The 24,866-nt window shown below is 50.4% G+C and carries 21 protein-coding genes; 9 read left to right on the forward strand and 12 right to left on the reverse strand.

The window, feature by feature from the left end; genetic code table 11:
* Nucleotides 1-122: 122 nt before the first annotated feature.
* Complete coding sequence (locus tag JK621_RS24965) at nucleotides 123-5,699, forward strand: DUF3320 domain-containing protein (protein WP_212558108.1); 5,577 nt, start codon at nucleotides 123-125, stop codon at nucleotides 5,697-5,699.
* A 206-nt stretch (nucleotides 5,700-5,905) separates the two neighbouring features.
* Here JK621_RS24965 and JK621_RS25540 read toward each other — a convergent pair whose 3' ends face one another.
* Complete coding sequence (locus tag JK621_RS25540; RefSeq protein WP_349305403.1) at nucleotides 5,906-6,247, reverse strand: hypothetical protein; 342 nt, start codon at nucleotides 6,245-6,247, stop codon at nucleotides 5,906-5,908.
* Between the two features lie 236 nt (nucleotides 6,248-6,483).
* Here JK621_RS25540 and fic point away from each other — a divergent pair, with 236 nt between their 5' ends.
* Nucleotides 6,484-7,560, forward strand: coding sequence for a protein adenylyltransferase Fic (fic, locus tag JK621_RS24970; protein WP_212558109.1), 1,077 nt, complete (start codon nucleotides 6,484-6,486; stop codon nucleotides 7,558-7,560).
* Between the two features lie 50 nt (nucleotides 7,561-7,610).
* Here fic and JK621_RS24975 read toward each other — a convergent pair whose 3' ends face one another.
* Nucleotides 7,611-8,519: a LysR family transcriptional regulator gene (locus JK621_RS24975; protein WP_212558110.1), complete on the reverse strand. Its 909-nt coding sequence runs from the start codon at nucleotides 8,517-8,519 to the stop codon at nucleotides 7,611-7,613.
* A gap of 119 nt (nucleotides 8,520-8,638) precedes the next feature.
* Between JK621_RS24975 and JK621_RS24980 the strand changes: the two genes are divergently transcribed.
* The 5 genes from JK621_RS24980 to JK621_RS25000 all read left to right on the forward strand — a co-directional run bounded on the left by JK621_RS24980 (nucleotide 8,639) and on the right by JK621_RS25000 (nucleotide 12,752).
* Nucleotides 8,639-9,685: an aldo/keto reductase gene (locus JK621_RS24980; protein WP_212558111.1), complete on the forward strand. Its 1,047-nt coding sequence runs from the start codon at nucleotides 8,639-8,641 to the stop codon at nucleotides 9,683-9,685.
* 62 nt (nucleotides 9,686-9,747) lie between these two features.
* The gene (locus JK621_RS24985; protein ID WP_212558112.1) at nucleotides 9,748-10,134 is read left to right on the forward strand and encodes a nuclear transport factor 2 family protein; all 387 of its coding nucleotides are present in this window, start codon (nucleotides 9,748-9,750) and stop codon (nucleotides 10,132-10,134) included.
* Nucleotides 10,135-10,285: 151 nt separating this feature from the next.
* Entirely contained in the window at nucleotides 10,286-10,441 is a 156-nt protein-coding gene (locus JK621_RS24990) for a hypothetical protein (protein ID WP_212558113.1), read from the forward strand.
* Between the two features lie 42 nt (nucleotides 10,442-10,483).
* Nucleotides 10,484-11,590 (forward strand): ABC transporter substrate-binding protein, encoded by a 1,107-nt coding sequence (locus JK621_RS24995; protein WP_212558114.1) that lies wholly within the window; start codon nucleotides 10,484-10,486, stop codon nucleotides 11,588-11,590.
* A gap of 262 nt (nucleotides 11,591-11,852) precedes the next feature.
* Nucleotides 11,853-12,752: a LysR family transcriptional regulator gene (locus JK621_RS25000; RefSeq protein ID WP_212558115.1), complete on the forward strand. Its 900-nt coding sequence runs from the start codon at nucleotides 11,853-11,855 to the stop codon at nucleotides 12,750-12,752.
* Here the strand turns inward: JK621_RS25000 and JK621_RS25005 are convergent.
* The 5 genes from JK621_RS25005 to JK621_RS25025 form a co-directional block, all read right to left on the reverse strand.
* Nucleotides 12,727-13,533, reverse strand: coding sequence for a substrate-binding domain-containing protein (locus JK621_RS25005; RefSeq protein ID WP_212558116.1), 807 nt, complete (start codon nucleotides 13,531-13,533; stop codon nucleotides 12,727-12,729). The two genes, JK621_RS25000 and JK621_RS25005, sit on opposite strands and share 26 nt — an antisense overlap.
* Nucleotides 13,534-13,548: 15 nt before the next feature.
* Nucleotides 13,549-14,844, reverse strand: a complete 1,296-nt coding sequence (locus JK621_RS25010; protein ID WP_212558117.1) for an MFS transporter — start codon at nucleotides 14,842-14,844, stop codon at nucleotides 13,549-13,551.
* Nucleotides 14,845-15,158: 314 nt separating this feature from the next.
* On the reverse strand, nucleotides 15,159-16,043 hold the full coding sequence (locus JK621_RS25015) for an AraC family transcriptional regulator (RefSeq protein WP_212558118.1): 885 nt from the start codon (nucleotides 16,041-16,043) through the stop codon (nucleotides 15,159-15,161).
* 28 nt (nucleotides 16,044-16,071) lie between these two features.
* Nucleotides 16,072-16,704, reverse strand: coding sequence for a YbhB/YbcL family Raf kinase inhibitor-like protein (locus JK621_RS25020; RefSeq protein WP_212558119.1), 633 nt, complete (start codon nucleotides 16,702-16,704; stop codon nucleotides 16,072-16,074).
* Between the two features lie 168 nt (nucleotides 16,705-16,872).
* The gene (locus JK621_RS25025) at nucleotides 16,873-17,784 is read right to left on the reverse strand and encodes an AraC family transcriptional regulator (protein ID WP_212558120.1); all 912 of its coding nucleotides are present in this window, start codon (nucleotides 17,782-17,784) and stop codon (nucleotides 16,873-16,875) included.
* Nucleotides 17,785-17,942: 158 nt separating this feature from the next.
* Between JK621_RS25025 and JK621_RS25030 the strand changes: the two genes are divergently transcribed.
* The gene (locus tag JK621_RS25030) at nucleotides 17,943-18,701 is read left to right on the forward strand and encodes an SDR family NAD(P)-dependent oxidoreductase (RefSeq protein ID WP_212558121.1); all 759 of its coding nucleotides are present in this window, start codon (nucleotides 17,943-17,945) and stop codon (nucleotides 18,699-18,701) included.
* 166 nt (nucleotides 18,702-18,867) lie between these two features.
* Here JK621_RS25030 and JK621_RS25035 read toward each other — a convergent pair whose 3' ends face one another.
* The 4 genes from JK621_RS25035 to JK621_RS25050 form a co-directional block, all read right to left on the reverse strand.
* Nucleotides 18,868-19,899: a methionine synthase gene (locus JK621_RS25035; RefSeq protein ID WP_212558122.1), complete on the reverse strand. Its 1,032-nt coding sequence runs from the start codon at nucleotides 19,897-19,899 to the stop codon at nucleotides 18,868-18,870.
* A 26-nt stretch (nucleotides 19,900-19,925) separates the two neighbouring features.
* On the reverse strand, nucleotides 19,926-20,903 hold the full coding sequence (locus JK621_RS25040; protein WP_212558123.1) for a DUF1852 domain-containing protein: 978 nt from the start codon (nucleotides 20,901-20,903) through the stop codon (nucleotides 19,926-19,928).
* A gap of 640 nt (nucleotides 20,904-21,543) precedes the next feature.
* Complete coding sequence (locus JK621_RS25045) at nucleotides 21,544-21,954, reverse strand: tautomerase family protein (RefSeq protein ID WP_212558124.1); 411 nt, start codon at nucleotides 21,952-21,954, stop codon at nucleotides 21,544-21,546.
* Between the two features lie 598 nt (nucleotides 21,955-22,552).
* Nucleotides 22,553-23,671, reverse strand: coding sequence for an NADH:flavin oxidoreductase (locus JK621_RS25050; protein WP_212558125.1), 1,119 nt, complete (start codon nucleotides 23,669-23,671; stop codon nucleotides 22,553-22,555).
* Nucleotides 23,672-23,775: 104 nt separating this feature from the next.
* Here JK621_RS25050 and JK621_RS25055 point away from each other — a divergent pair, with 104 nt between their 5' ends.
* Complete coding sequence (locus JK621_RS25055; protein WP_212558126.1) at nucleotides 23,776-24,150, forward strand: winged helix-turn-helix transcriptional regulator; 375 nt, start codon at nucleotides 23,776-23,778, stop codon at nucleotides 24,148-24,150.
* Between the two features lie 220 nt (nucleotides 24,151-24,370).
* Here JK621_RS25055 and JK621_RS25060 read toward each other — a convergent pair whose 3' ends face one another.
* Nucleotides 24,371-24,865 (reverse strand): DMT family transporter, encoded by a 495-nt coding sequence (locus JK621_RS25060; RefSeq protein WP_212558127.1) that lies wholly within the window; start codon nucleotides 24,863-24,865, stop codon nucleotides 24,371-24,373.
* Nucleotide 24,866: the final 1 nt, after the last annotated feature.

A 24,866-nucleotide genomic window follows, 5' to 3' on the forward strand; every position in this document is an offset into this window, starting at 1 on the left:
AGATCGATTAGAATTTTCCTAAAAAAATAGCTAAGATACTAGAATTCTGCCGTTGAATACCTTCGTTATAGCAGATGTTAGGTATGCAATGATTATTTTATGGGACATACGGAATCCGTGCTATGAATGACAACGAAGACTCAATATTTAAGAATAATAATCTTTCTATTCAGCAAAAATTAGAGCGAGCTCGAACAGAGTTGCTTGACTTGTCTGCACGTAATAAACTCCTAAATATTCCTCGTTCTAAAACAGCAAAGCTATTAGAAATTATCGATGAGAGATCGTCTGAAATATATCGATTACTGGTTAAAGAAGGAAGAGCATTTACTTTTCTACCAGGGCGAGCAGGAAGGAAAGGGGAATTAATCGATGCTGAAAACACTGAAATGGATTCGGGTGACGTTATCGTAGATGAGCTATTACTTGCCTTTGATGACGATGTTGATCCAAACATCATTCGTTCTGAGCATCAGGATACAAAACTGCAAACACGATTAACCCCGCAAGGTTTGCAAAAACGATTATTGGATCTTTACCATGATTCTAAAACGTTAGAAGAAGAGCAGGGAGTAAACATACTATATCTGACGCTCGGAACTCTAAAATGGATTGATCCGAATAATAAAGAAAACGTTAGATATGCTCCTTTAATCTTGATCCCTGTCTCTCTTGAGCGTGGAACAGCTGGTGAGAGGTTTAAGTTGCGGGTAAGGCAAGATGAAATTATTGAAAACCTTTCCCTAGAGGCATATCTCCAGCGAACGCACGAGCTTTCATTGCCTAAGATCAATACAGAAGAGGAGTTAGAACTTTCAAAGTATATCGATGAGGTTGCTCAGATTATCCAGATAAAACCTGATTGGAGCGTTCAAGAAAATGATATTACTCTGGGATTCTTTTCCTTTGCTAAATTTCTTATGTACCGGGATTTAGACCCAGAAAACTGGCCTGAGAATGAAAGTATCACAGATCAACCTATAATTCGGTCACTTATGGTTGATGGTTTTGATGAGACAGATGAGAGACTTTCAGATGATGCGTCGATAGATCCCTTCATTTCTCCGAAGGATATGCTACACATCATGGATAGTGACACCTCTCAAACTCTGGCTATCCATAATGTGCGTGAAGGAAAGAACTTAATTATTCAGGGGCCTCCTGGCACAGGTAAATCTCAGACGATTGCGAACATAGTTGCTGCTGCAGTTGCTGATGGCAAAACGGTCTTGTTCGTCGCGGAAAAAATGGCTGCACTTGAGGTGGTGAAACGTCGTCTCGACCATGCAGGTGTCGGAGATGCATGTTTAGAGTTGCATAGTAATAAGACGAACAAAAGGGTGTTCTTAGAGGAATTAAAGAGGGTTTGGGAGTTAGGATCCCCCAGGGGAGAGTTTCCAAATACGCTGGTTGAGAACTTAACGGATGCTAGAGATAAACTTAACGAGCATCCCGCAAGGTTGCATAAGATATATTATCCTTCCACTTTTTCTCCCTATCAAGTCATGGGGCATCTTGTTCGGTTGCGTCAGTTAGGCCAAGCTCCGACTGATTTTAGTCTCGAAAATTTTGAACATTGGAATGCCAATGACCTTGAGAAACGACTAGACCTCGTAAAAGAAATTGTTGATCGTATCCGAGATATTGGTTTACCCGATCAGCACCCGTGGAATGGTGTTGGCCTTGAGCAGATCTTACCCATGGATGTAGAAAAACTAATCCCACGTTTGAAAGCGCTTATAGAAGATGTTGTATGCGTTACAAGCGATGTCGCAAGCTTGTCTAGCGAACTTGCTGTGACTCCAATGCCGGAAATGTTTTCTTCTATTGGGAAATTAGTTGAAGTTGCTGAATACATTATTAAAGCTCCAGATTTATCTGCGAAAGCTTTTACCTCCGCTGTTTGGCACGACAACATACCTGCGATTAAACGACTTATTGCGTTGGGTAAACAGTATCAGCAAAGTCGCTTAAATCTTGAAAAAGATATAGTTGCTGAAGAAATTGAAACTCCAGTTACTGAACTGGAAGATGCACTGGCGCAGCTTCCTCGGGATTTTGATGTTAACGGTTTTTTTGCAGCTCGTTCTCTGCCGACATCTCTAGCTAAGTTACGTCTTGATGCAAAACGCCTACATGACGAACTAGGTACTCAAGATGGGGGTTACACTGTTCAAGAAATAGAGCGTTTAATCGCGCTGGGCGACAGAATTGCTGCAGCACCTAACGCTAGTCCCGACGCTTTTATTGCTTCTGTTTGGGATCATGGTGTTGAGAAAGCTGCTGAGTTGGTCGAGTCGATAGCTTCCTTCAGAACCTCTAGCGAATATCTTGAGTCAAAAATAAATGAGGCTGCTTGGGGGGCTGATGTTTTTGAGGCCAGAAATATTCTTGCGAGCCATACTGGTATTTTTCGCTACCTGAATGGGAATTGGAGAAAAGCGAAAGCTCTGGCAAGTTCTTTATTACGAGAGCGTTCTCTACCTATTGACCAACAGGTGCTGTTACTGGACGAATTAATTAAAGCGCAAGGAGAGAGGAAAAGAATCCTGAGGGAAAATGATTTTGGTCATTCTGCCTTCGGTAGCGATTGGCGCGGTGAAAAAAGTAATAGTTCTTCTTTAATGGCATTAGTTGAATGGATGAGAACGCTCCGTGGCGTAGGGGCTGAAGCCCGGTTGTTAGCCAGCCGACTTGTTGATCGCGAGAGTGTTAAACTCCGAGTGCAACAACTAAATCAGTTATTGCAACAGGTTCGCCCCCAATTGGACATACTTTGGAACGCATTCGGTCCATCAGCTGAAGAACACTTTAGCAACCAGATATCTGTCACTCGTGTTTCGTTTGTATTCATTGAACAAAAAATTAAGAAACTTATAGAACTTGATGAACAATGCGCTCGTGTAATGGTGAAACCATCTTCGGATATAGGTGTACGTTACCAATTAGTCAATCGAATTATTGACATACAGAAACTCATTGCGGAACTACGTGCGGAAACCCCGCTTGCCGAGAGTGCTTTTGACAGACAGTGGAAAGAGCTGTCATCTGACTGGGAGAGCTTGAGTCAGGCCTGCTATTGGGTAGAGGATAATCGTGCTTTACGTTTTGTTGTGGCAAAACTTACAAACAGAGTCGAAACCGCCCAGATTGCACGAGAAACTCACCTGCTAAGCCAAAAAATAGTCAATGAACTGGAAAAAATAGCGAAGGAATTAAACGGATCTATCGAAAGATTTTTCGGATCGACATTTAATGAATTAAACATATCGGTTGTATGCAAGAAACTTCAAGAGTGGGTTGATAATTCAGAGCAACTGTCTAAATGGGTTGCATATCAGCATCGTGTGACGCAGGCTCGAAAATATGGATTATCTGAAGTTGTAGAAAAACTCGCTTGTGGAGATCTTTCGGCAGACTCTTCGATTCCCGCCGTTGAACGAACTTATTTTGAGTCGCTACTTAAAATAATGGCTTTAGAGGAACCGGAACTGGTTCGTTTTGATGGCGAACTTCACTCTCGTCAGGTTACAGGATTTGCAGAACTTGACCTTAAACGTATCAAAGTTGCTAGCCTCGAGGTTGCACGTGCCCACCATAGACAAATTCCATCCAAGAGTGGTGGGGTCGGTCCAGTAGGGGTTCTGCGTTCGGAAATGGTGAAGAAGAGAGGTCATTTGCCGATACGTCAGTTAATGCTGAAGGCTGGTGTTGCAGTTCAGGCATTAAAACCGGTAATGATGATGAGCCCGTTATCCGTCGCTCAATTCCTCATTCCCGGCAAGCAAAAGTTCGATCTTCTGGTCATGGACGAAGCGAGTCAGATACAACCAGTGGATGCGATTGGTGCAATTGCCCGGTGTAAGCAGGTTGTTGTCGTGGGGGACGAGCGCCAACTTCCGCCTACGCGATTCTTCGCTAAAATGACAGAGTCTGCTGCTAATGATGACAGTGATGAAGTATCTCAGGTTGCTGATATAGAAAGTATTCTGGGTTTATTTGTCGCCAGAGGATTACCCCAACGTATGTTGAGATGGCACTATCGCAGCCGCCATCAGTCACTGATTGCTGTCTCCAATAGTCAGTTCTATGAAAACAAACTTTTCATCGTACCGAGCCCGTACACTCAAGAAGCGGGTATGGGTCTACAATTTCATCACATTCCTGATGGCGTGTTCGAGTCAGGGGGTAAGGGAACCAATACGGTAGAAGCGAAAGCTGTTGCCAAAGCAATCATGGAGCATGCTCGCAAATTTCCTGAACAGTCGCTTGGTGTTGCAACATTTTCTGTTTCTCAACGCAAAGCTATTCAGGATGAACTCGAGCTATTACGTCGTCTGAATCCTGATTTGGAAGAGTTCTTCAATGGGCATCAGAGTGAGCCTTTCTTCGTTAAAAACCTCGAGAATGTACAGGGTGATGAGCGAGATGTGATTATGATATCCGTCGGCTATGCGAAAAATACGCAAGGATACATGGCGATGCGTTTCGGCCCCTTGGGAGCAGAGGGAGGGGAACGAAGGTTGAATGTATTAATCAGCCGAGCTAAACGACGTTGCGAGGTTTTCGCATCTATCACAGATGAAGATATCGATCTGGAACGGGCAAAGGGAAAAGGTGTCTTTGCCTTTAAACTGTTCCTGCAGTATGCCCGTACCGGGCGTATATCCTTGGCTCAACGTTCTGAAAGAGAAATGGATAGTGTATTTGAAGAACAAGTTGCTGGTGCACTTCAGAAAGCCGGTTATCAGGTTCATCCTCAGGTTGGTATCGCTGGATTCTTTATAGATTTAGCCATCGCAGATCCAGATATGCCAGGGAGGTACTTGATTGGTATTGAATGCGATGGCCGCGCTTATCACTCATCACGTTCTGCTCGCGAACGCGATCGCTTACGTCAGGCTGTACTTGAAGATCATGGATGGATTATACATCGTATCTGGAGTACCGATTGGTTCCATCGCCCGGAAGAACAATTAGAGCGTACACTTAAGGCAATAGAGTCAGCAAAAAGAGAACTGTCAGAGCGGACTGAACAATCACGACAGAAGGCCCGTGCGGTGCCTGTTGAAATAGTTACCGTCGATAGAGGCCCTGTAGTTGAAGTTGGCCTCGTTGATTCACACATTTCAACTACATCTGAAATTGCCTACGTGGAAGCAATTCTTGCTGCTAGTCTGGGTTATGAACTCCATGAAACCCCTTTAGGTATTTTGAGTGAAATGATTGAACAGATAGTTGAAGTCGAATCTCCTATTCATGTAAGTGAAACTATCACAAGATTACGAACTGCGTGGGGATTGCAACGTGCAGGTGCCAGGATTGAGGCTGTTGTTAACAGAGCTATAAATCTAGTCTGCAGCAGAGGTGAAATCATTCAGGATGGGCAATTTTTAATACATTTGAAATCAGATGTTATTTTGCGAAATCGACAGAATGTGCAGTCATCTGGGCTGCGTAAGTCTGAAATGTTACCCCCTCAGGAAATTGCCGTAGGAGTCGAGGCAGTAGTGAAAAATAATCTAGGTGCGACAGATGAAGAGATAATTATTTCGATATCCAGATCTCTTGGATTCAAGGCGACGAGCGGTAGTTTACGCAAGGTAATTTCAGATGTGATCGAACAACTTCTCTTTAAAGGAGCTATTCTTAGGGAAGAGTCTTTGATTGTCGAGAATAAAAAAACGATCACAGATTAAGTTCTTTATGAAGACAAACTCAAAGGATTGATTTGGATCTTTGAGTTTGTCTGCTTTCAAACTTTTGTAATGGTATTTATATAAATAATAGTATTTTGGTTGTGAGTAAACTGAATCGACACTGGTAATCTAGGCACTTCAGAGCCGTTTCCGATACTGTTTTCATATTCAGAAAAGCTTTAATCAGGCATGCACCATTCAGAGGACTACCTGGCGGTTAGTGCGTGCGCGCGCCTTTGCATATCGGTAAGCGTGGGGATGAGCAAACTTATCGCGGTTAGCCCATGCCCCAACTGGCACAGGCTTTCTGGCGTAGATTCGCACACGTCGTTATCGGCAAAGGTAATCAGTGCGTCGCCAATGAAGTTCAGACAATGGCAAAGCCCGGCGCGTGTTTCGGCGCAATACTCGGCTACCTGCGAGCGTTCGCTCTCGTCGATATTTGAAAAGTCTAAATGAGCCAGCGCGGCATTCATGGCGGAATAAAGGTTCGCGCAATCCGGCAGTGATTGGTAAGGCGAGCGCGTGTTTCTATCGGTGTCAGCTATAGCTATAGCATTAGTCCTCATAATGTTGTGGTCAGAAGCCCGGTGAGTGTTCCTGGCACTGCCGTGCTTTGCTCTTTAGTGTTGCCACGCAGTCCATATGCCCGAACATATTTACGGTATCGACGCGTTTCGAGCATATGTCGATAAAACGCGATTTTTTAAACATGATGGCGTGACATGTTCATAACATCGACATAGTATGGCTACATGTCGATAAAATCGGTTTTTCTAATCATATGAATTGGGATCCAGAAACCCCTAACAACGCGTTGCCGATACTGCCGCCCGATCTGGAGCGCGTTGAAACGCGCCTCATACTCAAAGCGTGCATAAGTGCGCGCGCAGCAATCGCAGTGTTGAAAACGGCCGGGGAGTTGATTCCCGATCAGGCTTTGCTGATAAACCTCCTTCCGATGCTGGAAGCGAAAGACTCTTCGCGCATTGAGAATATCGTAACGACCAGCGATCAGCTGTTTCAGTATGCTGAGCGCGCAGATGGCGCAGATCCGGCCACCAAAGAGGCGCTGCGCTATCGTACAGCGCTTTATGACGGCTATATCCACCTTGAGGATTACCCACTCTGCACAAACACAGCGGTCACTATCTGCACCAAATTACGCGCAGTGCAAACCGATATCAGGAAAACACCGGGTACGGTATTGCGTGATCAGAACAATAACGTGATATACACACCGCCGGTGGGTGAGGACGCCATTCGTAACTTACTGGCGAACTGGGAACGGTTTATACACGGTGATGATGATTTAGATCCGCTGGTGAAAATGGCTATTGCGCACTATCAGTTTGAGTGCATCTACCCATTTCCTGACGGGAACGGGCGAACGGGCCGTATCCTGAATATCCTGTACCTGATTCAGACGGGATTGCTTTCTCTGCCTATCCTGTATTTGTCCCGCTTCATCCTGGAAAGGCGTGATGATTACTACCTGTTACTGCGCAAGGTAACAGAAGAAGGGGATTGGGAATCGTGGATTTTGTTTATGTTAGAGGCAGTGGAGAACACGTCCCGGTGGACGATCGATAAGATATCGGTTGTCCGGAAATTGATGGAAGAAACCACAGCCTATGTGCGCGAGAAGCTGCCGAAAATCTACACCCATGAACTTATCCAGGCGATTTTTGCGCAGCCATATTGCCGGATCGATAACCTTGTTGAACGGGGTGTAGCCAAACGTCAAACGGCATCAGCATATCTCAAACAATTAGTGGATATTGGAGTGCTGGAGGAGACGACAGCGGGTCGTGAAAAACTGTATATCAACACCAGGCTGCTGCGTGAATTGAGTCAGTAATGTGGATGCTTGTAGTGAATTCGCGGAACGATATATTTACCCTCGACCCTCTACTTATCCAAAAACGGTGCCAATACCTGTTGCGACCACGTCATGAAGCTGCGTACGCGGCGCGACAAGTTTTGCCGGTGAGCGACGACGAATGAAACGCTCAACGGCTCGGGGCGCAAATCCGGCAGAATCTCTATGAGCTCGCCTTTCTCAATATATTCGATCAGGCTTGAGCGTCCCGCCTGGATCAGCCCCAAACCGGCCAGACCTGCGGCATGGTAGGTCTGCACGCTATTGACGCTGATGGAGCCTGCCAGCATCAGCGTGGCGTAGCCGTCGCCCTTCGGGTATTCCCATCCAAACGGCCGGCTCCCCAATATGGGCGCGTAGTGAATCATGCGGTGTTCCTGCGCCGATAAATCCTCAAGCGTAAGGGGCACGCCGTGGGTTTTCAGGTAAGCGGGGCTTGCCACGTTGACCATGCTTAAAGCGCCAATCTTCTGCGCGACCAGCGTTTCATCGACAATGTCTCCGATTCGCAGCGCGCAATCTATGCCTTCCTGAATCAGATCGACACGCCGGTCGGTACTGGATATCTCTAACTGAATTTCAGGGTATTTGGCCATAAACGAAGGGAGTGCGGGCAGGATCGGGGTACGGGCCAGCTCGGTGGGCAGATCGACGCGCAGCCGCCCGCGCAGCGGCGTTTTACTGCCTGCAAACATGGTATTCAATTCTTCGGCATCCGCCAGCAACGCGCGGGCGCGGTGGTAAAATGCGCGGCCGTCGTCGGTCAACTGCACGGTACGCGTCGAGCGGTGCAGCAGCCGCACACCCATGGCCGCTTCGATGCGGCGCACCACGTTCGATGCCCGGCCTTTTTGAATGCCGAGGCTTTCCGCCGCATGGGTGAAGCTCGCCATTTCCGCGATACGTACAAAAATGGCCAAAGAGTCGAGATCTTGCATTGTGTCTTTTCTCGATAACTATGGGTTTCGATTGGCATACTTTATGACAAAAATAGAATGACGCATAGTCGCCTCTCCGGGAGCCAGAAGGGCTGGCCCCACGGAGTTCGGAGGTCGCCATGCGTTACAACCCATTGGGCAATACGGGGCTTTTCGTGTCCGAGCTTTGCCTCGGCACCATGACATTCGGCCCATCGGGGCAGGAAGGGCTCTATAAAGACATCGCCGGCATGGACCAGGCAACGGCTGACGAGATGGTTAAACGCAGTCTGGCTGCGGGCGTGAATTTCTTCGATACCGCCGATGTTTATACCCACGGCAAGTCGGAGCAGATGCTGGGCCAGGCGTTGAAGAACCTCGGCGTTAAACGCAAAGACGTGGTCATTGCGACCAAAGTCTTCAATCCATCCGGTTCCGGCCCTAACGATCGGGGCGTTTCGCGCGGGCATATCATGGATTCGGTCGTGGCGAGTTTGGCGCGATTGCAAATGGAATACATCGATCTCTATCAGGTACACGCCAACGACCCGATAACCCCCCTGGAAGAGACGCTCCGGGCATTCGACGATCTCATTTCGCGCGGCCTGGTGCGTTACATCGGCGTCTCGAATTGGCCGGCCTGGCGCATCGCCAAGGCGCAGGGCATTGCAGAGCGTCGCGGATTTGCGCGCTTTGAAACCTTGCAGGCTTATTACTCCATTGCAGGCCGTGACCTGGAACGGGAGATCGCGCCGATGCTGGCCGAAGAGAGAATGGGGCTGATGGTTTGGTCGCCGCTTGCCGGGGGCTTGCTTACCGGCAAATTTGAACCCGGCTCGGCGAGCGGAGGGCGGCGCGCAACCTTTGATTTTCCTCCTGTCGATGGGGGGCGGGCAAGTGCCTGTATGGCTGCGATGCGACTGGTGGCCGATAAACATAACGCCAGCATCGCCGGCGTGGCACTGGCTTACGTATTGTCCAAACCTTTCGTCACGTCGGTGATCACCGGCGCGAAGCGGCTCGAGCAGCTTGAACAGAATCTGGCCGCCGTTGATCTCAAACTGGACGCCGAGGACCTTGCCGCACTCGACGAGGCCGGCAAGCTGGCGCCGGAATATCCCGGCTGGATGCTCGAACATACCGCCCCAACGCGCCTGCCGCCGGGGGCGCGGAGCAAGCCGAACTGAATCTACCCCCTGTTCAATACTGAACGTTCAAGCGCAGTACTCACTTAACCAAGAGGTCAATCATGAGCATATCCAGGGAAACCTTTATCGATTACGACGCCGTAATGCAGGCGCCTATCCATCGCGTGTTCGCCGAGCAAGATGCGGAGAAGCGCCGTGCGGCGATCCGAGATATCTATACCGAAAACGTTCGGGTTTACGAACCCGACGTCGAAGCGAGCGGGTATGAAGGTATCGAACAGGTCGTCGACGCGGTTTTATCGAAGGCGCCTCCGGGCTTTGTTTTCGGCACCTTCGGGCCGGCGGTTGGGCATCACGGCGTTGGCCGCATGCGCTGGCATTTCGGGCCGCAAGAGGGGCCACCGGCGATAACCGGGGTTGATGTTGTCGAGATCGTCGGCGGCAAGATCGCCCGGCTTTACGTGTTTCTCGACCCCGTGCCGGTTTAAAGGCAAACCGCTGCAACCGGCTGATTCATCGATGGTTTAGGCCAGGGTGATATTTTCGCCATGGCCATTTAAACCCTCTTTAACTGCGTAAACAGGGATCCCTTTCCGATTCTAAATCAGCATGTTGATTTTTGTTTTGCTGCGGTTTTCTATGCTGGTTTTGTTTTTCTGGCTGGTTAGAGATGCTGGGTTTGATGATGAGGCTGGTTTTTTTACACAAAATCTAAAGGGTGCGGCGATTGCAGTTGATGTTAATTTTAATAGAAATTATTATCATTTACATCTTGATTTCAAGAAAATAGAATAAATTATTCTAAGATTGAACCCAAATCCTGAGGATTTTCATTTTATGGGCGTTCGCAATTTAATCACCTTTATGATGTTCACCGTTTTTTTAACGGTGTCCGGCATCGCTAATGCAGCCAGCACGACCTTCACAGACGTTATGGGGCGGCAGGTTACGGTCGATACGCCTGTAAAGCGGGCTATTTTAGGGTTTAATTTTGAAGATTACATGGCGGTGGGCGGGGAAGCCGCATTCGAACACGTAATAGGTATTTCGCGTGAAGCATGGCGGGGGAAAGTCCCCGCCAATTGGAATATGTATATTAAACATATGCCGTCCCTTGGCCGTATCGCCGATATTGGTGAAGTCGATCTCCATAATATCTCGCTTGAGAATATCATAGCGTTAAAACCTGACGTGGTCATTTTGGCTCAGTGGCAGTATGTCGCTTTGAAATATGAAGTGTCCCGCCTTGAAGCGTTGAAAATCCCGGTGGTTGTGATCGACTACAATGCGCAAACGGTAGAAAAACACGTCAGCTCTACAAAAATATTCGGCATACTGACAGGGCAAGAAAAACGGGCCCAGGAACTCGCGGACCTTTACGCCAATAATATTGCTGATGTGCAACGCAGAGTAAATAGCTCGGGTCTGAAGAAGCCCAAGGTTTATATTGAGTTTGGCAATAAGGGACCTGGTGAATATTCATTTACCTATGGCGAGAACATGTGGGGGGCGATGCTGAAGCTCGCCGGCGCGGATAATATAGCGGCATCACTTTTTGAGTGGTGGGGCGTCATTAATCCAGAGCAGGTTCTCGTTGCGATGCCAGATGCGATTTTTATCTCGGGAAGAGAAAACAACAAGATTTCGTCGGCACTATCAATGGGGGTTGGCGTTGATAAAAACGTGGCCACTCAGCAGCTTATCGGTTTCTCTGCGCGCAATGGCTGGGCCGCGTTGCCGGCGATAAAAAACAAACAGCTCTTCGGCGTATACCAGGGCGCATCCAGAACGCTTTCCGATTTCGCCATGATTCAGTTTATTGCCAAATCACTTTACCCAGAGCAGTTTAAAGATGTGGATCCGGTAAAGAATTACCTGGATTACTATAATAAGTATCTGCCGGTGAAACCCGAAGGGACATTCGCCATTTCCGCGTGGAAGTGAATTTCAATCCGCTTTAAATAGCGGATTTCACCATTGGCCCCCGTTAAACGCGTGAATTCACGCCCTGGGGGCTTTATTACCGGCGAACGGCACTTTGAATGGCATGCGATGGGGATTTGCAAGCGTCTTAACGTGCAAACGCAACCAGAGCATGAGGTCAGAGGAGGCTGTCGATCGGTGTCTAAAAGGTTGCCGTTGCCCAATAAGCGGCTATCATCTCTCCTTTACGCCCTTGTCGCCCCTGAAAGGATTGTCTGCCGCTATGCCCGTGAATTTTGATCTCAACGATCTTTATGCCTTCCGAGCGCTGGTCGAATACGGCAATTTTCGGCTTGCCGCGGAGTCCATCTGTCTTTCGCAGTCGGCATTGAGCCGCAGGATAGAGAAACTGGAATCCGCGCTGGGGATTAAATTGTTCGACAGAACCACCCGACGCGTCACGCTGACGCTATATGGGCAGACCTTTGCCGGGCGTTCGGATCAGCTACTGGCGAATGTCGAGTTGGTGTTGGCGGATATCAATAAGGTCAGTCAGGATCGCGTGGGGCTGGTCACCGTCGCTACTGTGCCCTCGGCGGCCTACTATTTCATGCCCGACGTGATCCGCCGTTTCCAGGCCCGCTACCCACGGGTACGCGTCAAGCTTATCGACAGCAGTGCGGGTAACGTCATCGAAGCGGTTGCCAGCGGGCAGGCGGATTTCGGCATCTGTTTCGCGACAAGCCTGCAACCCAATATCGAATTTTTGCCGCTGGTGGGGGATGTCTACGTGGCTGCCTGCAGGCGCGATCATCCCATCGCCAGTAAAAAAAGCCTGACCTGGCGCGAGTTTTATCAGCAGGATTATGTGGGGCTGGATAAGACGTCCGGTAACCGCAATCTGCTCGATCAGATGCTGGAGCACATTATTCCGGAGCGCCCCAGCATCTGCGAAACCCGCCATGTGACGACCATGCTGGGCATGGTTGAAGCGGGCGTCGGCATTGCCGCCGTGCCCGCCATGTCGATGCCGGCGTCAGAGCATTCGGTGCTGACGCACCTGCCGCTGACCGACCCGGTGGTAAAGCGCACTGTTGGCCTGATCAGGCGCAGCGGGCGCATGCAGTCCTACGTTGCCGCCGAGCTGGAAAAGCTGATCACTGAACAGTATCACGCTGTTTAACCGGCTGTTCAGCTTTCACGGCTCTCATCCCGGTGGCGCGAATGGTGTTTTGCGCCTCGGCGGAAGACAGGAAATCCAGTAGCGCTTTGCCTTCCTGGCGGTGTTCCGCTTTGGCGGTGACCGCGCCGGCAAAGCGGGTAATGTACTGCACATCGTCAGGCAGCTCGCCAATAAAGGTGACGCCCGCAACCGGCAGCAATTCACTCACTTGCTGGAAACCTACCGCATATTTCCCTTGCGCCACCTCGGATGCCACCGGAATGCGCTCAATCATGTGCGCTTTCTCTTTCACCTGATCTTCGATGCCCAGTTTTTTGAACAGCTGGTCGCTGACATAGCGGCCGCTGGCACTGTCCGAATAGGCAATGGATTTGGCCTGCAGCAGGGTATTGCGCAGATCGCTATCCTTTTGGATATTGGGTTTGGGGTCGCCTTGCTTGACCACCATGCCAATTGGCGAGTCGGCCAGCTCCACGCGCGAACCCGGTTGGATCCAGTTATCCTTTTCCAGGTTTTTCAGCGCATCACCCACCATAATCACCACATCGGCCTTTTCTCCGCGAGCCAGACGCGCCGGGATCGCCTGGGGGGTTTTCCCCATAGAAGGGCCGGAAATCAAAATGATTTTGTCGCCGCTCTTGGCTTCAAATTGCGGGGCCAGTTTTTCCAGTGCGGCTTTAAACCCGCCTGAAATCATGACGGTCACGTCTTTGGCCAGCACTCCGGTGCTGACAGAGGAAAGCACCAGCGTGGCGAGCAGTGAACGATAAATTTTTTGCATGACGTAATCCCTTATTTAACGTGCGGTTTGTAGTGACAACGTGCTGCGGCGGTACAGATAAAGCGTCGCCAGTAATGCGCATAGCGCCGCAAAGCTCATCCAGTAGCCGGGTGAGGCTTTATCGCCGGTGTACTCAATCAGTGCGGTAGAAATAACCGGCGTAAACCCGCCAAAGACGGCAGTCGCCAGGCTGTAGGCCAGCGAGAAACCGGCAACCCGGACCTCCGTCGGCATGATCTCGGTTAACGCCGGGATCATGGCGCCGTTGTAGAGGCCGTAGAGGAAGGACAGCCACAGCAGTACCGTCAGCATCATCGAAAAGCTGGGGGCTTCGGCAAGCAGGCTAAGTGCCGGATAGGCAGTGACCAGCGCCAGCAGCGCCATGGTCACCAGGACGCGCTTGCGGCCAAAACGGTCCGAAAGGGCGCCGCCTACCGGCAGCCAAAGGAAGTTGGAGATCGCCACCAGCAGGGTCACCAGCAGGCTGTCGGAGGCGCTGAGCATCAGCACTTTTTTACCGAAGGTCGGCGCATAGACGGTGATCAGATAAAACGCGGTGGTGGTCATGGCGACCATCAGCATGCCGGCGATAACCACCTGCCAGTTCGCCAGGAGGGTTTTAAACACGTCGCGCATCGCCAGGTGGTTGCGGCGGGCGGTGAACTCCTGGGTTTCTTCCAGTTTGCGGCGCAGGAAAAAGATGAAAGGCACAATCAGGCAGCCGAACAGGAAAGGCAGACGCCAGCCCCACTCGCGAATGGCGCTTTCCTCCATGAAGGCATTCAGTGCGAAGCCCATCGCCGCAGCCACCATAATGGCCACTTGCTGGCTGCCGGACTGCCAGCTGGTGTAAAAGCCTTTACGGCCTGGCGTGGCGATCTCAGCCAGGTAAACCGATACGCCGCCCAGCTCGGCGCCCGCAGAGAAGCCTTGCAATAAACGGCCGGCCAGCACCAGCAACGGTGCCCAGAGGCCAATCGTCTGATAGGACGGGATAAGGACAATCAGGAAGGTCCCTGCGGCCATGATCGACAGGGTAACAATCAGCCCCTTGCGTCTGCCGACTTTATCGATGTATGCGCCCAGCACTATTGCGCCGATAGGGCGCATCAAAAAGCCCGCGCCAAAGACCGCGAAGGTCATCATCAGCGAAGCGAATTCACTGCTGGCCGGGAAAAAGGTGTGGGCGATGTAGGTGGCATAAAACCCGAACAGGAAGAAATCGAACTGCTCCAGAAAGTTGCCGGAGGTCACGCGCAGTATCGCGCCGATCCTTGCCCGAGTCGTCATGGGTGCGTTAGGTGAATGCATCTTTATCTCCAGTTTGCTTTAGCGCTTTTGCCGCGCCTGTTGATGCAGACTGGACCATGAAAATAAAGTAAATAAGCGCAATAAACGCATGAACTGATGCGCCTGGCGCATGAATAATCGTTAACAATTGGCTGCGATAAGCTGCAACGGGTAGTTAACAAGATTGTCCTGTACTGCCCGGTTCATTACAGGCTAAAAACTTCATTCATATTTTGTGACAGGGCTCATACAGGGCGAAGGGGCGGAAAATGCCGAGCGGGGCAAAGAGGCCCGGGAATCTGCCGCAAACCTTTAACCGGCCCCTGATGAAAAGGCTAGCGCAACCGTGAGGGCGGCAGGCCAAAGCGCTGGGTGAATCGTTCAGCAAAACGCGAAACCGATTTGTAGCCGCAGGCATCGGCCACCTGCGCCATGTTCCAGCGGGTGGTCTGTATCAGCATCAGGCCGTGGTGCATGCGTATATCCACGAGCAGCTTCTCAAAGCGGCTACCCTCTTCGCGTAAGCGTCTGCGCAGGGTGGATTCGCTCATCGCCAGCGCTTCGCCGGCAGAGCGTGCGGTCCAGTCGGTTTCTGGCGAAGCGCGCAGCAGATTGCTTAAGCGCGGTAAAACGCCCTGTCGCCGGGGCAGAGCAAAATGAATGTTTTGTTCTGCCAGTACCAGCAGCAAGTCGAATATCCTCAAACGTATTCTTGCATCACTGAGATTCGGCTGCGCCAGGTTTTTCAGCAGCGTTTGCAACGACTCTCGCAGCGCGCCGTTAAGCGTCGTCGCGGTAAATTTCGGCTTCTTTCTCTCACCCGAGAGAGATAAATGGCTTTGCGAGAACTGATAAAAAGATTCCAGCACATCGGCGCTGAAAGTCAGAAACAGCGATCGGAACGGGGAGCCGTTATCCGGAGGGTACTTGGTATAATCGGCAATGACGCCCTGATCTATAAACCCCACGGCGGCAGCCTCAGCCAGGCTATGGCTTTCTCCTGAGGTCAGAAATTCAATTCTCCCCGCCAGTACGATGAGCACCGTCAGTTCGAAGAAGCAAAATGAGGGTGTGCTTTGCCCCACCCTGAGCTGCGGATAAGCCACCGAAACCAGATTATCGCGGCTGAGATTGTGGCCACAATAGTCTGACCAGGAAAGCGATTCATTGCTCATGGCGTCTTGTTCATCCGGGACAACTAACCGACTTTCTCTGGTCATGATTTACCTGTTGATGGCTCGCGGTGCGTTAAACGTGGACGTCCGGATTCAGGGTATAGATCCCTGTCAGCGTGGCCGTCGCCAGTACATTGCTGTTTTCCAGCGCACGACGAACGTTAGCGCCAGTCAGCTCCCCCTCTACGTTTAATGCCGGCGTCGGAATCGCATATAACGTGAAGATGTAATGATGAACCAATTCATCATTCCACGGCGGGCAGGGGCCATCATAGCCATAATATGTTCCGGCCATCGACTCATCGCCGGCAAACCACGCGGTGTAATCATTGATGCCATGAGTCAGGCCGCCCGGAGCGGAAGGGCCTGGCTTGCCTCTGGCAGAAATGCCGCTGGACTGAGCGCCTTCAATGATTTCGCCTTGATCCGCCGGAATGTTCAACAGCGACCAGTGATAGAAATCTGCCCGGGGCAGAGACGCCGAAACGGTTTTCCCCGGTTGATTAACGTCTTCTGCACGGGTTGGAACATCGGGATCGTGGCACAGAAGCACCAGCGCCTGTGTGCCTGCCGGCACGTCTTCCCAGGCAAGGTGCGGGTTGAGGTTGTCGGATAAACGAATACGGTTTTCAGGATCATAAACGGCAAAGCTGTTCTTGCCTGGGATGACCTCACCGTCTTTAAAACTGTGGCTGTATAATTTCATGTTATTGCCTTATCGATGGCGGAAAACACGATTATACGACCATTGCGCATCCTGATAGTTACCTATCCGGTCAAATTACTTCCTTAAACTGTCATTCTGACTGGATGTGTTGAGCCGGTTGAACGCACTGCGGGAGAGAATATTGGACCCGACTCGCAAACGCCCGAACTAACCGTGACGCTGTGTTGTTGTCGATACATCAATCGCCTCTCGTATCTGTTGCATGTCGCGCCCGGGAGGCGCTCCGAACTGTCGCAAATATTCGCGGTTAAACTGCGATGCACTTTCATAACCGACGATAAAGGCAACGTCCGACGCACGATGTTCGCCGGTGAGTAAAAGCTGGCGGGCTTCCTGCAGCCTTAGCTGTTTCTGGTAGCGAAGGGGACTGCTGCCTGTTATCGCAAGAAAATGGCGATGCAGGCTTGCCCGGCTCATACCGCTGATATCGCACAGTGCATCGATACGGAGCCGGGTATTGTAGTTATCTCTGATCCAGGCGACTGCCCGCCGGATACTGTTCAGTGCGCCCTCGGGTTGGGCAATCTGACGCAGCAGTTGCCCCTGTGGGCCCTGCAGGAGGCGATAAAGCAATTCACGCTCAAACAGGGGCGCAAGAACCGGAATATCCTCTGGCGTATCCAGCAGAGACAACAATCTCAACAAGGTGTCGCGAAGTGACGCATTCATCAGGTTTATCACGATACCTATGCCACTTTGCCTGCGCTCGCGGTCGGGTGGCATGGTTGCCGCTAATTCCGACAGTATGGCGGGATCCAACACCAGTGATACGGCAACGTAAGGCTGCCCATCTTCCGCATCAAAAATTTGCCCGGTTAAAGGCAAGTCCAGCGCACTGATGAGATAGTGTTTACTGTCGTAACTCAGAAGATGCTCGTTAAGCGCCACCTGCTTGGAGCCCTGCAAAATGAAACAGATCATTGAGCGATACAGACAAGGGGCTTTATCTACAGAACCCTGGCCGACGGAAAGTTCCACGCGCGGGATCGGTGTAAAAGTAGTCCCCGACAGGGCATGGCGCCGGGCTAAATCAAGATGGGGGGCAAGTTCATGTTTCATGAGCCGAGTATACTGCAGCCCGGATACCGTACAAGACGGTTGATACAATCAGGCAATGAATTGAGATTATCAGGCGTGGGGGAAAGGGGGGGCGTTGCTTATTATGGCGTGGTCAATAACGCACCGGCAGGTGCTCCCTAATCTTAAAGAGACAGCCCATGACCCATCAGATTGCACTCATCACCGGCGCCAGCCGCGGCCTCGGGCGCAACATAGCGCTTCACCTCGCGAAACGCGGGATCCACATCATCGGCACCTATCGTAGCGGCGTTGCGCAAGCCGATACGCTTAAACAAGAAATAGAGGCACTGGGCGGCAAGGCTGCGATGCTGTCGCTCGATATTACGGACAGCGCCGGCTATCAGGCTTTTTCAGAAGAAGTCGCGGCTACGCTAAAGACCAGATTCGGCCGCGATCGCTTCGACTTCCTCATCAACAATGCCGGCAATGGTCTCTTTGCAAACTTTGCCGATGCGACCATCGAACAGTTTGATTCGCTGGCCGCTACCCACCTTCGTGGCCCGATTTTCATGACGCAGAAGCTTTTACCCCTGCTGGAAGACGGTGGCCGTATCCTGAACGTTTCTTCAGGCTTCGTGCGCTTTACTCTGCCGGGATACAGCCTGTATGCGGCAATGAAGGCCGCAGTGGAGGTGTTGACCCGTTTTATGGCCGTAGAACTAGGCTCGCGTCAGATCCGGGTTAACGCCATTGCGCCGGGAGCGATCGCTACCGATTTTGGCGGTGGCGCGGTACGCGACAATAAAGAGGTGAATGATTTTGTGGCTCAGGGGATCGCGCTGGGGCGTGTGGGGCTGCCGGACGATATAGGCCGTGCAGTCGCCGCTATCCTCTCTGAGGACCTGGCCTGGGCAAACGGCACAACGTTCGATATTTCTGGCGGCCAGTTGCTGTAACCCTGTGGGCATTGAAACAGGTGACTGGGTAATCCTCTTTTCCGCTTTGAGGCAATATTATAAATACGTGATGTAGGTTGCCTCGCCATAAACATCGCAACGAAGAACAGCTCAGTCGGCTAACGCCGGGCTGAGCTGCTTTCAAACCATCGACTATTTGGCGACGTTATTTGGCCAAGAGTTCTTTGCGGACGATTTCTGCGCCTGCACTTAACGCATCCAGCTTGCCTCTTGCTACGCCGCGAGGTAAAGGGATCATGCCGCAGTTAGTGCAAGGGTAGAGTTTGTCGGCGTCGACAAACTGAAGCGCTTTTCGAAGCGTCGCGGCGACTTCCTCCGGCGTCTCAATGGTATTGCTTGCCACGTCAATGGCCCCAACCATCACCTTTTTACCGCGAATGAGTTCCATTAGCTCCATGGGAACATGGGAGTTCTGACATTCCAGCGAGATGATATCGATATTGGATTTTTGCAGTTTTGGAAAAATCTCTTCATATTGCCGCCACTCTGTTCCCAGCGTCTTTTTCCAATCCGTATTGGCTTTGATGCCATAACCGTAGCAGATGTGTACAGCCGTTTCGCATTTAAGCCCTTCAATGGCTCTTTCTAATGTGGCGATTCCCCAATCGTTCACCTCATCAAAGAAAACGTTAAAGGCGGGCTCATCAAATTGGATGATATCGACACCGACAGCTTCTAACTCTTTGGCTTCTTCATTGAGAATTTTAGCGAATTCCCAGGCCAGCTTTTCGCGGCTTTTATAGTGGTTATCATACAGCGTATCTATCATGGTCATAGGGCCTGGCAGGGCCCATTTGATCGGTTGGTCGGTTTGCTGGCGCAAGAACCTGGCATCTTCGACAAAAACGGATTTTTGGCGACTTACGGGGCCAACGACGGTCGGTACGCTTGCATCATAGCGATTACGGATTTTAACGATCTCGCGTTTCTCGAAATCAACACCGTTGAGGTGCTCAATAAAGGTAGTGACAAAATGTTGGCGCGTTTGCTCGCCGTCACTGACAATATCGATACCAGCCTGCTGCTGATCTTCCAGGCACAAACGCAGGGCATCCTGTTTGCCGTCAATTAATTCCTGGTCCTGCAATTTCCAGGGTGACCAAAGTGTCTCAGGTTGTGCCAGCCAAGAGGGCTTGGGTAAACTGCCGGCAGTGGACGTCGGTAATAACTTTTTCATAATAGATGACCCTGTGTTTTGGTTAATCAAGCAGCGTAGTTAGCAGACCATTGTTCAAGAATAGTTTGGTATGGTTTGATGAAATTCTCTTCAGTAAACTTTCCCTGCTCAATAGCCAAGTGGCTACGTTCTTCTCGATCATAAACGATCCGGGTTAACGAATAATCCTGTTGGTTCAAGCTTGGCTGATAATATTGCCCTGCCGCAGAATTGGCATTGTAAATCTCAGGCCGGTAAATTTTTTGGAACGTCTCCATCGTACTGATGGTACTGATAAGTTCAAGATCGGTGTAATCGCTGAGCAAGTCGCCGTTAAAATAAAATGCCAAAGGCGCAACGCTATGTTTAGGCATAAAGTAGCGAACCTGTAACCCCATTTTATTGAAATAGGCATCGGTCAATGAAGGTTCATCTTGCTGATATTCTACGCCCAGTACAGGGTGCTCATTACCGGTCCGGTAATAGGTGTTTTTACTCGAAACGCTTAGGCATATAACAGGGTTTTTATTAAAGTTATCTCTGTACGCCTCTGAGTTAATAAAATATTTAAATATATTCCCGTGTAACTCGCCAAAATTAGCTGGAATGCTGAATTGAGGTTGGTTCTTATTGTGCGCCGACAGCAATACGCTAAAGTCATAATCGCGCACATAAGAGGAGAAGTTATTGCCAACAATACCTGCAATGCGTTTGTTAGTTTTTTTATCGATAATGTTGGTTTTTAATATCTCAATGACTGGGAAGCTGTCGCCATTGTTGTCAACATTCATCTCGACAGAGATGATTTCAAGTTCGACAGAATAACGATCGCCTTTGGGGTTGTCCCAATGCGCCAGCGTATTGAAACGATTGTCAATCATCACTAACGTATTGCGCAAGTTCTCCTGGCGGTTCTTTCCTCTGGCCAAATTAGCGAAGTTGGTGGTGATACGCGTATTTTCGGAAGGGTTATAGTTTTCATCGAAAACACTGCTCTTAAGCGTAAATGTAAAATCTTTATTCATAGTGTTCTGCATCCTGAGTTCTGATATGAAAACTGCATTTATTTCTTGATTTCCCAGAAATCACTGGTTTTTTCTTTCGTCAGTCTTCATGTAATCAATACGTTAACAATGCATCTTTTATGCCAGAGCCATGGGATGAGTGAAAGCGACTTAATTTCATTACCACATGAGCCATCTTCATGATGTGGCGACCCCCTATGCCCGGCATCGTCTGAAGGCTTGGTACACAAGGTTTGCAGCGGGGATCCAGGGTGGCAGAGGCGGCTAACTGAACCGATTTGCGGCAGGGCTAAAAGATGTGGAAGGCCGGCTTTATGGTTCTGAAGAGCGTGGCTTGAGTTTTATTCATATTGCATAGCCTTATTACTCATCTAACCGGATGTGAGTGACGCCCGCTCTGGTGCCGAAATAGGCATCTGGTTTAAGCCGATCGGCATTAAAGACGGATGTGTTGCACAAAAGCCCAGGCTTCGCCGATACCAATATGACGATTGAAGCCGCGCTACGGCCAGGCAACGCCACTGGGACATCAGGTACAACAACTCGCCACCGATGAACATGCACTCTGTACAGAAACCTTCAGCCGGGCCCAGGTATCTCGGGTTCACAGACCACTTTGCCATCAAACTCATAAATGGACTTATTCTTTGTAAAACTCGTCTTTATGCTGATATCGATACTCTTGAGTGATTCCCGTGTATCCGTATGAAGCCGCTTTACAGTCGATTATATGAACATTCGACTGAGGATGCAGGTTACCAATGGCTTGCTCCATCGCGTCGTAAATTGCTTTTTGGTATGCCGATTTCTGGTCCTTACTACAGGTTTCATCCACGATAGTGACTTCGAGTCTAAACGAATTTTTGCCCCATTCAGCCAGGCTTTTGCCATCAATAAACCAGTCGTCATCATCGACATGTCTCACTATGACCATAGTTTCGAAGCTATTTTTCCTTAAAACATCGCATGTGATTTGAGTCGCTAAAAGTACACACTTTTGGGTTAGTTTTTGATTCTTTAAGCCAGACAGCGTCAGGGTTATACCAGGCATAATATCTCCTTAATTAGATTGTCATATCGGCTAAATTATTGCAGGAACCGCAGTCATCTTATAAACCCTTAAAATGGCATAATCGCGGCCGTGAGCACAATGCGTTAAGGCCCACGGCCGTTCATGGCAGACCTGAACGCTCTTCGGTTTGACCGCTTAGCGATCGCCTGCGATACAAGACATTAGCGTTCATAATCTATCATCTAAAAACCGAGATGTCTGAATCCAGTTGCGAGCTGTGGCGACTTGCCAGGCAGGTGAGCGCCGATGCCTATCATAAATACGGTTCGCCGCTCCAACACCTCGAAAACTCAAAAAACCACCTAAGGTTGGCTACCCATATCTATTCCCTCGGCAGAAATGCTGAATACCTCGCTTTACAACAGCGTTTCACCATGGCGCAGGGTGAAACCTTGGCAGAATGCCAGAACTCATCTGGCCGTGCTTGAAAGGCCGAGAGAGATACCTGCAGGGATTTTGGAATCAATATCACTCTTTAATCGGGGAGGGGTCGCGATGCAGTTTTATCCCGTTGCAATGACGGCCCTGATTTGCAGGGCCGCTTTATGCATAGATTTGAAACGTCTGCCGTGCTGTCCTAAACCAATTCAACCAGTGATGCCGGATTAAACCCGTTCAGCGTTGAGTAATTGTCATTTTCCACTTTCGTTACCCAATCCGGATCGCTCAGCAGGGCGCGCCCCACGGCGATGAGATCAAACTCTTCACGCTCCATGCGCTCAATGAGCCGCTCCAGGCTCGCAGGAGCCGATCCCTTGCCGGCGAAAGCATGGGTAACATCGTTATCCAGGCCAACCGAACCCACGCTAATCGTCGCGGCTCCGGTCACTTTTTTCGCCCAACCCGCACAGTTTAGGCCGTTTTCACCGTCAATCTCAGGAAATTCCGGCTCCCAGAAGCGGCGTTGCGAACAGTGCAGGATATCGACGCCGGCCTCGACTAGCGGCAACAACCATGCTTCCATCGCCGCCGGGGTTTCGGCAATGCGTACCCCGAAGTCCTGCTGCTTCCATTGGCTCACCCGCATGATAATCGGAAAATCAGGGCCGACGGCATGACGAACGGCAGAGACAATCTCGCTGGCAAAGCGCGTACGCTCTTTGATTGTGGGGCCACCGTAGCGATCGGTACGCAGATTAGTACCGGCCCAGAAGAACTGGTCGATCAAAAATCCATGAGCGCCATGGATTTCGACCGTGTCGAAGCCCAGACGTTTGGCATCTGTTGCCGCCTTTACGAAAGCCGAAACGGTATCGGCGATATCTTCTTCATTCATTGCAACGCCGCGTGGATCTCCGGGCGCATCGAAACCTGACGGGCTTTCCACAGGGGCATCCGGTTCCCAGCCGTTGATATAACGCGCAGCGCCGGTATGCCAGATCTGCGGTGCCATGCGGCCACCCGCATGATGCACGGCATCAATCACGTTTTTCCAGCCGGCCAGTGCCGCTTCTCCGTGGAAAAAAGGGATGCCGGAATCGTTTCGTGACGCCGGGCGATCAACGACGGTGCCCTCCGAAAGGATCAGGCCTACGCCTCCCTCTGCACGACGCCGGTAGTAGGCCGCATTTGCGTCTCCCGGTATACCGTCCGGTGCAAAAAGTCGCGTCATGGGGGCCATTACGATCCGGTTTTTCACGCGAAGAGAGCGCACGGAAAAAGGGCTGAAAAGAATGCTGGATGTATTTTGAGACATACCAATTAACTCCATTGTGTCGGGAGCTCTATTAGGTATATTTTATATACCTGATGTCAATTAGGCACCTTGAGTAGCCTAGGTATACCAAAGGAAACCCCCGCATGCTGACTTTACACCCGCAGTGCTTCTCGTCGGATTGCCCAAGCCGGGCATTGTTCGATCAAATCGCAGACAAATGGTCGATGATGGTTCTGGCTGTCGTTGATGATGAACCACAGCGCTTCAACGCCATCAGACGTCGTCTTGAGGGCGTTTCGCAGAAGGCCCTGACGCAATGCCTGCGGCGGCTGGAACGTAATGGACTGATCTCGCGACAGGTTATCTCTTTCTCGCCTGTGGCCGTGCAGTACGAAATTACGCAACTGGGCCGGACCTTGCAGACACCCTTTCGCGAACTGCACCAATGGACGCTCGATAAATTGTCTGAAGTCGAAGCAGCCAGACTGCAGTTTGATCAGGCAGCCGGGATGAAGTGAAAAGGGCGGGCAATCAGCGTTTTTTGTTTAAGCGAAACGCGGGCGCTCCCCATTCCCGTTCCTGAACGGCGGGAAGTCAGAGCCCCGGCATCATTGAGGGTACCCATTCAGGTTGTTCCATCAGAACCTGGATGAGTATCCTCGTTTTTGGGCCATGCCGACATTGCAATATCAATGCGCTGTGAAAGCGTTTGTCGTCTTTTTCCTGCGGCCGTAAGGTCTATGAGTCTTTTAAAGCCGCCTGGTGCAGCGTCTTTCCGGTCGGGGTGGCCTTGGTTTTACTGCTGGAGTAGATGAAATACAACGCGATACCCAGGAAGATAATTGCACCCAGGCGGCTCATCGAAAATGAAATTGGCGCATTGCCCAGCCAGCCAAAGTTGTCGATAAGCATACTCATCGTCAATTGACCGAAAATAACCGCAACTGTCGCGACCGCTGTACCTATGCGTTGAACCGCAAGTACCATGATAACGATATAGGGCACGCCGAACATGGCCCCTAGTAACTGCCATTTAGGCACATCCATCAGACTGATTGCGTGCTTAGGTTCAAAGAAGAATATCAGCAAACCGGTAACCAGTGCTCCGACTGAAAACGTCAGGAACGCACTTTTGAAGACTCCCACATTGCTACCAAGCTGTCCGTTGATGGCTGACTGAATACTCAGCATCGCACCACCGATAAACGCTAATAAAATCATGATAATTGTCATA

The sequence above is a fragment of the Serratia plymuthica genome (assembly GCF_018336935.1).
GTDB classification, from domain to species: Bacteria; Pseudomonadota; Gammaproteobacteria; order Enterobacterales; family Enterobacteriaceae; genus Serratia; species Serratia plymuthica_B.

Excerpts from the sequence above, each read along its gene's own strand:
- JK621_RS24990 (WP_212558113.1), top strand. The coding sequence starts at position 10,286 with ATGCTGGTTTTGTTTTTCTGGCTGGTTAGAGATGCTGGGTTTGATGAT.
- JK621_RS25015 (WP_212558118.1), bottom strand. The coding sequence starts at position 16,043 with ATGACCAGAGAAAGTCGGTTAGTTGTCCCGGATGAACAAGACGCCATG.
- JK621_RS24985 (WP_212558112.1), top strand. The coding sequence starts at position 9,748 with ATGAGCATATCCAGGGAAACCTTTATCGATTACGACGCCGTAATGCAG.
- JK621_RS25060 (WP_212558127.1), bottom strand. The coding sequence starts at position 24,865 with ATGACAATTATCATGATTTTATTAGCGTTTATCGGTGGTGCGATGCTG.
- JK621_RS25050 (WP_212558125.1), bottom strand. The coding sequence starts at position 23,671 with ATGTCTCAAAATACATCCAGCATTCTTTTCAGCCCTTTTTCCGTGCGC.
- JK621_RS25030 (WP_212558121.1), top strand. The coding sequence starts at position 17,943 with ATGACCCATCAGATTGCACTCATCACCGGCGCCAGCCGCGGCCTCGGG.
- JK621_RS25010 (WP_212558117.1), bottom strand. The coding sequence starts at position 14,844 with ATGCATTCACCTAACGCACCCATGACGACTCGGGCAAGGATCGGCGCG.
- JK621_RS25020 (WP_212558119.1), bottom strand. The coding sequence starts at position 16,704 with ATGAAATTATACAGCCACAGTTTTAAAGACGGTGAGGTCATCCCAGGC.
- JK621_RS25025 (WP_212558120.1), bottom strand. The coding sequence starts at position 17,784 with ATGAAACATGAACTTGCCCCCCATCTTGATTTAGCCCGGCGCCATGCC.
- JK621_RS25055 (WP_212558126.1), top strand. The coding sequence starts at position 23,776 with ATGCTGACTTTACACCCGCAGTGCTTCTCGTCGGATTGCCCAAGCCGG.
- fic (WP_212558109.1), top strand. The coding sequence starts at position 6,484 with ATGAATTGGGATCCAGAAACCCCTAACAACGCGTTGCCGATACTGCCG.
- JK621_RS25040 (WP_212558123.1), bottom strand. The coding sequence starts at position 20,903 with ATGAATAAAGATTTTACATTTACGCTTAAGAGCAGTGTTTTCGATGAA.
- JK621_RS25005 (WP_212558116.1), bottom strand. The coding sequence starts at position 13,533 with ATGCAAAAAATTTATCGTTCACTGCTCGCCACGCTGGTGCTTTCCTCT.
- JK621_RS24975 (WP_212558110.1), bottom strand. The coding sequence starts at position 8,519 with ATGCAAGATCTCGACTCTTTGGCCATTTTTGTACGTATCGCGGAAATG.
- JK621_RS25000 (WP_212558115.1), top strand. The coding sequence starts at position 11,853 with ATGCCCGTGAATTTTGATCTCAACGATCTTTATGCCTTCCGAGCGCTG.
- JK621_RS25045 (WP_212558124.1), bottom strand. The coding sequence starts at position 21,954 with ATGCCTGGTATAACCCTGACGCTGTCTGGCTTAAAGAATCAAAAACTA.
- JK621_RS24995 (WP_212558114.1), top strand. The coding sequence starts at position 10,484 with ATGGGCGTTCGCAATTTAATCACCTTTATGATGTTCACCGTTTTTTTA.
- JK621_RS24980 (WP_212558111.1), top strand. The coding sequence starts at position 8,639 with ATGCGTTACAACCCATTGGGCAATACGGGGCTTTTCGTGTCCGAGCTT.
- JK621_RS25035 (WP_212558122.1), bottom strand. The coding sequence starts at position 19,899 with ATGAAAAAGTTATTACCGACGTCCACTGCCGGCAGTTTACCCAAGCCC.
- JK621_RS24965 (WP_212558108.1), top strand. The coding sequence starts at position 123 with ATGAATGACAACGAAGACTCAATATTTAAGAATAATAATCTTTCTATT.